Origin of the sequence: Pseudoalteromonas sp. SG45-1, assembly GCF_014164135.1 — a bacterium.
Classification (GTDB): domain Bacteria; phylum Pseudomonadota; class Gammaproteobacteria; order Enterobacterales; family Alteromonadaceae; genus Pseudoalteromonas; species Pseudoalteromonas distincta.
Genome location: NZ_JACJEP010000049.1, coordinates 1 through 9,919 on the forward strand (window position 1 = coordinate 1; position 9,919 = coordinate 9,919).

Consider the following 9,919-nt stretch of genomic DNA (forward strand, 5'->3'; position numbering starts at 1 on the left):
CCTCTAAAAAGCAAATTCCCATAGCATAAACAACACCAACTCTGACACACCGAGCAGGTAGCGCCTCAGTCCAACAAGCGATTATGCAACACAAACTGCGTGTCGCATAAATACTAAAGTGTTATGTGCAAGGAGTAACTGTTGGATTCTATGGATGGAATTGATCTTCAAGACTCTTTTATACTGAGCTGGACAGTCTCAGAAAACAAATTTTCTATACAGCTTGAAGCTAGTATCTGGCCTTCATCGGTTCATTACACTAGGCCAAAGCCCAATGAGTACACTTGTTATAAAAAAGCAGTTTTAACGTTCTCTGACTTTTCATATATATCGAGTGTTAAAGAGCAATCGGAAATCACGCCGACAACGGATTTAGATGGCTCGCTGGACTATGGCAACATAGATAGCTTTAGCAAAACAGAATCAGGATTTTTGATTTCGGCCTGCTTCGGTAATGTCACAATCAATAGTGGCAAGGTTGTATTGAGTGTTTGCACATAACAAAAAAATTAAGTCACTCACTACGTTCGCTGGGACGCATACACGTGGGCTGCTTCGCATTATAGCCCACGCGTCTGCTCCCCTTATTTAAAAGTTATATTTCAGGGAGAGTCACATGAAGTTTTTAGTAGTCTTATTCACATTGTTGTTTTTACTTGGGTGCTCTTCTACTGGCCGAAATGCTAATTTGTATTCTCCACCACTAGAGACCGTTCCAAGTGTCGTTTTTTGGGGTGAAGATAGTCCTGGGAAGTTCCTGGGGAAAGGACATGAAAAAGTCTATTTATGTCGAGTCGATGGTGCCTTCCAAAACAGTTTTACTTTTGATAAACCGACGAGAGTTGAATTGGGGGAGAGGGAAATAAGCATTTGTTACAATGAAGGAGCAAACCACGCTGAGGCTCCCATCAAAGCAACTTTTGATAGGAAAGCTGAATACCAAATAAAATTAGGCGAACATAGTTGGACAGAAGTTAACTTTTCTGTCGTAGATAAGAACACTGGAGAGTTGGTTATAGGGCCAATTAGTGTACCCAAAGTAGCTGGTGATATCCCCTTATTGATATTCGCGCAATGAAATATAACAAATACATGAACCGGATTTTGGCAAGAGCAGCCAAAACCGGTTATGTAGGGTGTTATGTGCTAGGGAGTTAGTATTGGTCAAAATAGTAGAAGAACTAATTGTTAGCGGGAAATGGCTCTATGATGAAGCTGTAGATATGGAGGCTCATATTATTAAAACTAATTTCAAGCCTGGTTCTGGCGACCACGAAGATGAACCTGTCGTTAGAGAGGATCGTTTTGGTGAGTTTTATGGTCTTCATATTGGCGCATACTCAAATACTTCTACTTTTCAGGGAGGAGCATATTCGTCAATTGAAGAAGCACAAAAATATGCGTCAACGGTGTGTCCATCACTAGTATGGAACAAGCGTGAGCCTCGCACATAACAAACAGCTCAATCCGACCTCCACTGCGTTGCTCGTTTTGTGCTTTTCCGCTACGCTCGCACAAAACAATCAACTCCGTTCCGGCGGCTTAGCTGGGCGTTAGGCATCTAAATGAGCAACGAAGGATTAGTTAAAGTTCACGTATCTTTGCCAAATCACTGGATGATTGGTGGGGAGTCTATGTGTAGTGGCATAGTGATTTTGGCCACTATTTACATACAAACTTGTATAAAACCAAGTGGGGTTTTTTATGCCTTAGTTTTATTAAAAACGTCCACTAATGTTAAACTACAAAAAACTTAATTACTTAAAATAGCTATGGCATTTTATATTCCTTTATTACAACCTCACTTTAAGCACATTGAAATTGGCGATACGCTTACATCACTTTGGAGTGGGTGTGGCAGTATTGTGCAGTGCCAGCTTGATGATAAAGCCTGCGTTATTAAAGCGATTAAAATACCCAGTTATATACACCATCCTAAAATTAAACAAAGCGAATTTGCGCTTAAAAGAAAGCAGCACTCATATAGTGTTGAATACACATTTTATAAGCTTTATAGCCAGCATTTCCCAGTGCATGCGCAAAGTATTGAATGTATAGGTGCAATTAATAAAGATGATGAATATGCGCTGGTGTTTAAGGATTTCACCAAACATGGGTTTACTCAAGCAGGGCCACAACATGTTAAAGCTATATTAAGGTGGCTTGCACACTTTCATGCGTTTAACTTAAGTAAACCCGCTGAAGGGTTATGGCAGCAAGGCAACTACTGGCATTTAAGCACGCGCCCAGATGAGTTTAATAAACTAAAAGATAACCTTGATAAAAAGTCCGATATTAAAAATGCTGCACATAAAATAGATGAGCAGCTACAAAGTTGTACGTATAAAACGCTGATTCATGGCGATGCAAAACTTGCTAACTTTGCAGCAAATGAGCGCGATGAAATACTCGGTTATGATTTTCAGTATATAGGTGCAGGTTCTGGGATAATTGATGTAATGTATTTTATGACCAGTTGCTTAAGTGATGCACAATTACACGAGTGCGCTGATGAGTACCTTGTGTATTATTTTGATAATTTAAAGGCTGCTATTACAGCTTATCACCCTTGGGCACCAGCAAGTAAAATAGCTGACGATTGGCTCGCTTTATGGCCTGCTGCATGGGCTGACTTTTATCGATTTTTAGCTGGGTGGAGCCCCGAGCATCAAAAAATAAATAGTTATATGCAACAGCAAGTAAACAGCTGGTTAGCGGGTAACATTTAATAAACAGGTTTTGCTAATCTCTTGCATAAATATCAAGCAAAACAATACATTTTGGCACGATGTATGAAAATCTCTTTAAAACTACAGGTCAAATGACCTTTTTTAATATAAAATACTGCAAATTCTTGTATCAGTAGGTTTATATCATGGCAATTCACGTTATTTCTCACCCTCTTGTTCAACATAAACTAGGCCTAATGCGAGCGCATGGTATTAGTACTAAAAGCTTTCGTGAATTATGTTCTGAAGTTGGAACCTTATTAACCTACGAAGCAACTAAAAACCTACAGTTAGAAGATAACGAAATTACAGGCTGGGATGGCAATAAATTAAAAGTAGAGCACATTAAAGGTAAAAAAATTACCGTAGTGCCTATTTTGCGTGCTGGTCTTGGCATGATGGACGGTGTTATGCAGTTATTACCAGCCGCTAAAGTAAGTGTTGTTGGTCTTGAACGTAACGAAGAAACGCTAGAGCCAGTACCATATTTTGAAAAGCTTGTTGGTAATATTGATGAGCGCTTAAGCTTAGTTATTGACCCTATGCTTGCAACAGGTGGCTCAATGATTGCCACAATCGATATGCTTAAAAAAGCAGGCTGTAAAGAAATCAAAGTAATTGTATTAGTAGCTGCACCAGAAGGTGTGGAAAAAACACTTACAGCACATCCCGACGTAGAAATATTTACAGCCTCTGTAGATAGCCACTTAAACGAAAAGGGCTATATTATCCCTGGTTTAGGCGATGCGGGCGACAAAATATTCGGTACTGTTTAGGAGTCTTTAAGTGCAAAATAATGACACCTTTTCAATAAAAACCATTTTAACAGGCGCGCAAATGCTGTTTGTAGCATTTGGTGCGCTGGTATTAGTGCCACTTTTAACGGGCTTGGATCCTAATGTTGCGCTTTTTACCGCTGGCATTGGTACTTTGCTGTTTCAGGTAGTGACTAAAGGCCAAGTGCCTATATTTTTAGCTTCATCATTTGCTTTTATTGCACCCATTATTGCCGCTGTGCAAATGTGGGGCGTGCCAGCCACTATGGGCGGCTTAATGGTAGCGGGCTTTGCTTATATGCTTTTAAGTTTATTAGTAAAATTTAAGGGCGTTGCAACGCTTCATAAAATTTTACCGCCTGTGGTTGTAGGCCCTGTAATTATGGTTATTGGTTTAGCGCTTGCACCTGTTGCTGTAAATATGGCGATGGGTAAAAGTGGCGACGGAAGTATTCAAATTATTGATTACAACAGTGCTATTTATATTTCGTTGTTCTCGTTAGTGGTTACGCTTATTTTTGCAGTGTGGGGAAAAGGCGTATTCAAGCTTATACCTATTCTGGCAGGGGTTGTTGCGGGTTATTGTTTATCGCTTGGTATGGGCGTTGTGCAATTTGATGCAGTAACTAACGCACAGTGGTTTGCTGTACCAAACTTCACATGGCCTGAGTTTAAATGGCAGGCTATTTTGTTTATGGTGCCTGTAGCAATAGCACCTGCAATTGAGCATATTGGCGACATGATGGCTATTAGCCAAGTAACCAATAAAGACTTTTTGAAAAAACCTGGGCTTCACCGTACTTTGTTTGGTGATGGCCTTGCGACGTCTGCAGCATCATTATTTGGCGGCCCGCCTAACACTACTTACTCAGAGGTGACGGGAGCAGTTATGCTTACCAAAAACTTCAATCCTAAAGTAATGATGTGGACAGCCATTATCGCCATTATTTTAGCCTTTGTTGCTAAAATGGGATCTGGCTTACAGACTATACCTGTACCTGTAATGGGTGGCATTATGATTCTACTTTTTGGCTCTATTGCTGTAGTGGGTTTAAATACATTAGTTAAGTCGGGCGATGATTTAACAGCACCACGTAACTTAAGTATTGTTGCACTTATTTTGGTGTGCGGTATTGGCGGTATGCATATAGGTGGTAGCCAATTTAGTTTAGAGGGCGTAAGTTTATGCGCTATTTTAGGCATTGTGCTCAACCTTGTATTACCTAAGGCGCAGCCTCAAGAGAGTTAATAGTGCACGTAAGTTAAAAATATTGCACCAAAATAGCGCATTTTCAATGCGCTATTTTTTTAACCTATTAATAAATATACAAAAATAATAATGGTCTAGTATCTGCATTTAATTTCCAGAACGCATCGTATGCAAAGGAGTTACTATGTCAGAGGCCAATATTGTGGATATAACCCCGTTTTTAGCAAAACACCAACTGCCTTTAAAGTATCAATATTTGAGTGAGCAATATTTTGTTCCACTTGCGCATGACATCCTCGAATCTAAAAAAACAAATACTCCTATTTTTGTTGCCATAAATGGATGCCAGGGCTCAGGAAAAACAACACTCGCAGATTTTTTAGTTACGTGGTTTTCTAAAAACACACCACTTAACAGTGTAGCATTGTCAATTGATGACTTTTATTTAGCAAAACAAGCACGTGCTGAGCTTGCCAAAGACGTACATCCTCTTTTTACTACTCGCGGAGTACCGGGTACTCACGACGTAGCGTTAATGAATAGCACAATAACTAATTTACTGGCAGGAGAGGTAAACGTACCGCTTCCCCGTTTTAATAAACACGAAGACGACTGCGTGCCAACAAGTGATTGGCTAACAAATGAAAAGCCAGTTGATATTGTTATTTTAGAAGGGTGGTGCGTGGGCAGTGAGCCACAACCGCTGTTTTCATTGAGTGAGCCGCTTAACGAGTTAGAGCAACAGTTTGATAAAGAAGGCGTTTGGCGCCGCTGTGTAAATAGCTGTTTGGCAAATGAATATAAAGCCGTTTTTAACCTAATTGATTATACCGTTATGCTAAAAGCACCGAGTTTTAGTGATGTTTTTACATGGCGACAAGAGCAAGAACAAAAGCTAATAGCCAAAAAAGGTGAAGGCTCAGGCACCATGACTAACGAGCAATTGGTGTATTTTATTTCTCATTTTGAGCGCATTACGCGTGAGAACTTAAACACACTGAGCGCTAAAGCAAATGCTTTAATTGAACTTGATAGCAACCGAGATATTAGCGGTATGCACCTAACAAGTGATGACACCCTTCAACCTATTATTTTTACAGATTTGGACGGTACATTACTCGATCACGCCGATTACAATACAAATAATATCAGTGAGTTATTACAGCAGCTGCAAAATGCGCATATTCCTGTGGTGTTTAATACCAGCAAAACTTTTTGCGAAGTTATAGAGCTTAAAAACGATTTAAATATTCGACAGCCTTTTATTGTCGAAAACGGTGCAGCGGTATTTATTCCAGAAGACTATTTTGAATTAAAGCCAATTGGTTGTAAAAAAGTAGGCGCTTATTGGTGCTACGCAATGGCAAAGCCGTTATCGAGTTTATTAAATGATTTAAATACTTTAAAGGCGGATTATAAAGCGCATTACAAATTGTTTAGTGACTTATCGAGTGAGCAAATATCAGAGCTTACCGGGCTAAACGATGCACAAGCAAGACGCGCACAAACTCGCGATTATTCAGACCCTCTTTATTGGTATGGCAATGACGAATTACTCACAGCCTTTGTAAACGACGTTGAAGCACTCGGCTACGATATAAAAATTGGTGGACGCTTCATTCATATTGCCAAAAATACCGATAAAAGCGCTGCACAGCAGTGGTTAGTTAAACAGTTTACCCATCATTTCAGAAAGCCTCTCACGGTTATAGCACTGGGTGATAGCGATAACGATAAGCAAATGTTAGAACACGCAAATATCGCCATTATTATTGCCAATCCGGCGAGTAAAAAGCCGGTTAAATTGTCGCACAACAAAGCACGATATTCTCAATCACCAGCACCGCTGGGCTGGATTGAAGAAATAACGTCGTTGCCGTGTATTAGCAGTATTTTAAGTATTTCTGAGGAGCAAACATCTCATGGCTGATTTTTATCAGAATGGCATTATTACAACACTACATAATATTGCCGACAGACCAATAGAAGACCTAGAAAAAGAGCTACTTACTTTTAGTAAGCAGCGCCCTATGGGGTTAATACTTCCTTCGTTATTTAGTGAACTTGAAGGCCCTGCGCTGCAAAATATAGTTAGTGAATTACGCGAAGTACCATATTTATCACAAATTACGATAGGCTTAGATAGAGCCGACGAAGCACAGTACCGTCATGCACTAGGCTTTTTTAAAGAGCTAAACCAAAACCATAAAGTATTATGGAACGACGGCCCACGCTTACAAGCACTTGATAAAGAATTACAAGAGCTAGGTGTTGCCCCACGCGAGCTGGGTAAAGGGCGTAATGTGTGGTATTGCATGGGTTATAAATTAGCAACAGCAGAAGTAGAGTCTATCGCGCTGCATGATTGCGATATTTTAACCTACGACAGAGGCCTACTTGCCCGCTTAATTTACCCCGTTGCGCATCCGCGTTTTAACTATGAATTTTGTAAAGGGTTTTACCCGCGTACTGCTAATGGCAAAATTAATGGCCGTGTATCGCGCTTATTAGTAACGCCATTGCTTCGCTCATTTAAAACAATTTTAGGCAATACCGACTACCTTGAATATATGGACTCTTTTAGATACCCACTTGCAGGTGAGTTTTCGTTTAGACGCGATGTATTAAACGATATTCGTATCCCAAGTGATTGGGGCCTTGAAATAGGCGTACTGAGTGAAATGTATCGTAACTATTCGCATAACCGCTTGTGCCAAGTAGATATTGCCGATAATTATGACCATAAGCACCAAGAACTTTCACTTGATGATCAAAGTGCAGGTTTGTCTAAAATGTCGATTGATATTACTAAGGCATTGTTTAGAAAGCTGGCGACTCAAGGTGTTACTTTTACCAGCGAAACAATTCGTTCATTAAAAGCGACTTATTACCGTATCGGTTTAGATTTTATAGAAACGTATCATAACGACGCGCTAATGAACGGGTTAACGCTTGATGTACACCAAGAAGAAAAAGCAGTAGAAATGTTTGCACAAAATATTATGGAAGCAGGGCAACACTTTTTAGAAAACCCAATGGAAGCGCCATTTGTGCCAAGTTGGAACCGTGTTGTATCAGCAATGCCAGACGTACTTGAGCGCTTAAAAGAAGCCGTAGAGCTAGATAACGAAGAATATAGTTAACCTGCGTGCAGGTTAACTAGCCTATAAGTCTAAACAATAAATATTAGGGGCGCATGTGAGCACAGTTAGCGAATTATTTTTACAACGAGTAGAGCAACATCTTCATATTATTTATGAGGGTGTTGAGCTGCCTTTATCGGTTACTGAGCTTGCTCAGCAACTCATTAAAATTATACTAGGTAGCAATGCACTGCGCGACCCGACACCCCATACAAACCGGTGGGATGAACAAGATATAGTATTGATTGCTTATGGCGACTCTATTATTAAACACGATGATAGTGAATTTGCCGTATCGAGCCCAATGGAGGCACCGCTTAAAACACTACACAGGTTTATAAAAGAGCAATGTGATATGCAGTTAAATGCGCTGCACATATTGCCATTTTACCCGTACAGCTCAGACGAAGGCTTTGCCGTAATGAACTACGTGCAAGTGAATGAGTCCTTGGGTGATTGGGGAGATATTCAAAATATCGCTAAAGATGTAAAGCTAATGGCGGATTTGGTTATTAACCATTGCTCAAGCAGAAGTGTATGGTTTGAGAACTTTTTAAATGATTTACACCCGGGTAAAGACTATTTCAAAACGGCGAGCTTAACGGATGATTTAAGCCAAGTTGTACGCCCGCGAACCTCATCATTATTAAATACTGTAACTACGCCAAGCGGCGAAAAACACGTGTGGTGTACCTTTAGTCACGATCAGGTTGATTTTGACTTTGGCAATCCTGATGTACTTAAAGAGTTTGTGGGAATAATTAGGCATTATTTAGACAATGGCGTGCGTTTGTTTAGGCTTGATGCGGTTGCATTTTTGTGGAAACAGCTTAATACAAGTTGCATTAACTTGCCGCAAACACATGAAGCCGTAAGGCTCATGCGAACGCTTATTGAGCACGCAGAGCCCAGCGTAGTTATTATTACCGAAACCAATATTCCAAACCAAGAAAACCTATCGTACTTTGGTAACGCCAACGAAGCGCACAGTATTTATAACTTTGCATTACCGCCATTGTTGCTACACACATTACTTAGCGGCGATAGCACAGCAATTAAACATTGGATGATGAGTATGCCGCCTGCGCAAAATGGGACGGCATACTTTAATTTTATAGCCTCGCACGATGGAATAGGGCTCAGACCAATTGAAGGTTTATTACAACCCAGTGAAGTGGCGTCACTTGTAAGTACCACTATGCAATTTGGTGGTCGTGTATCTATGCGAACCAGTAACGATGGAACGCATACACCGTACGAGCTAAATATTGCTTTATTTGATGCTCTCCAAGGGACGCACAATGGCCCAGATAAGTTTGGCCTGGAGCGGTTTATGTGTGCTCACGCAATTATGTTTGCGCTTGAAGGTATCCCAGGGCTTTATATTCATAGTTTGTTGGGTACAACTAACGATTACGAACGCTTTGAAAATTCACAGCATAACCGTGCTATTAACCGCCATCGTTGGCAAGAGTCAAAGCTACTGTCGGCAATTGGTGAAAAGTACAGTCATCATCATAAAGTGTTTAACGGCATAAAAAGCTTATTGGCAGTACGCAAAAAGCAAAGTGCCTTCCACCCAAATGCTACACAGTTTACGCTGCATTTAGCAGGGGGATTATTTGGTTTTTGGCGACAAAGTATAGACAGACGCCAAAGCATATTTTGCGTTTATAATATTAGCGATAAACCACAAACGCTCACATTGGCCGACTTGAACTTAATTAACACCCAAAAGTGGTTTGATTTGGTGGCAGATAAAACGATTGAAGAAAGCCAATTAACAATAGAGCTAGAACCATACCAAAGCGTGTGGCTGAGTAATATTAAATAAAATGTATTAAAAAAGGCTCGCACTGCGAGCCTTTGTTTTAACTAGGGCGTGTTGTTCTTTGTGGATTGAAATTTGTTCAATCTAGGGGCGATTAAATCGCGACGCGAGGTTTGTAACCTAGTGGGCTCGGTAACTGCTCCTGCGTTACCCTACTGGCTTACATCCATGTAAGAATAAGTAAAAACCGAGCAAAGCTTCCGCGTCCTGCTCACGCCCCTTACCTACAT

The 9,919-nt window shown here is 40.4% G+C and carries 9 protein-coding genes; all 9 read left to right on the forward strand.

Features of this window, described 5'->3' with window-relative positions:
• The first annotated feature begins 141 nt into the window (after positions 1-141).
• The 9 genes from H5117_RS19975 (at position 142) to H5117_RS20015 (ending at position 9,692) form a co-directional block, all read left to right on the forward strand.
• Complete coding sequence (locus tag H5117_RS19975; RefSeq protein ID WP_182738986.1) at positions 142-501, forward strand: hypothetical protein; 360 nt, start codon at positions 142-144, stop codon at positions 499-501.
• A gap of 115 nt (positions 502-616) precedes the next feature.
• Positions 617-1,078: a hypothetical protein gene (locus tag H5117_RS19980; protein WP_182675886.1), complete on the forward strand. Its 462-nt coding sequence runs from the start codon at positions 617-619 to the stop codon at positions 1,076-1,078.
• A gap of 145 nt (positions 1,079-1,223) precedes the next feature.
• Positions 1,224-1,454, forward strand: coding sequence for a hypothetical protein (locus H5117_RS19985; protein WP_131692412.1), 231 nt, complete (start codon positions 1,224-1,226; stop codon positions 1,452-1,454).
• A gap of 318 nt (positions 1,455-1,772) precedes the next feature.
• Positions 1,773-2,729: a phosphotransferase gene (locus H5117_RS19990; RefSeq protein WP_182738987.1), complete on the forward strand. Its 957-nt coding sequence runs from the start codon at positions 1,773-1,775 to the stop codon at positions 2,727-2,729.
• Positions 2,730-2,875: 146 nt separating this feature from the next.
• Positions 2,876-3,505: a uracil phosphoribosyltransferase gene (gene upp, locus H5117_RS19995; RefSeq protein ID WP_002958676.1), complete on the forward strand. Its 630-nt coding sequence runs from the start codon at positions 2,876-2,878 to the stop codon at positions 3,503-3,505.
• A 10-nt stretch (positions 3,506-3,515) separates the two neighbouring features.
• A complete protein-coding gene (locus H5117_RS20000) occupies positions 3,516-4,754 on the forward strand; it encodes a uracil-xanthine permease family protein (RefSeq protein ID WP_149593033.1) in 1,239 nt (412 codons plus the stop codon).
• A gap of 145 nt (positions 4,755-4,899) precedes the next feature.
• On the forward strand, positions 4,900-6,645 hold the full coding sequence (locus tag H5117_RS20005; protein ID WP_182738410.1) for an HAD-IIB family hydrolase: 1,746 nt from the start codon (positions 4,900-4,902) through the stop codon (positions 6,643-6,645).
• A complete protein-coding gene (locus tag H5117_RS20010) occupies positions 6,638-7,858 on the forward strand; it encodes a glycosyl transferase (RefSeq protein ID WP_182738988.1) in 1,221 nt (406 codons plus the stop codon). The genes H5117_RS20005 and H5117_RS20010 overlap by 8 nt, the downstream gene beginning before the upstream one ends.
• 55 nt (positions 7,859-7,913) lie before the next feature.
• Positions 7,914-9,692: a sugar phosphorylase gene (locus H5117_RS20015; RefSeq protein ID WP_182712304.1), complete on the forward strand. Its 1,779-nt coding sequence runs from the start codon at positions 7,914-7,916 to the stop codon at positions 9,690-9,692.
• The last annotated feature ends 227 nt before the right edge of the window (positions 9,693-9,919 follow it).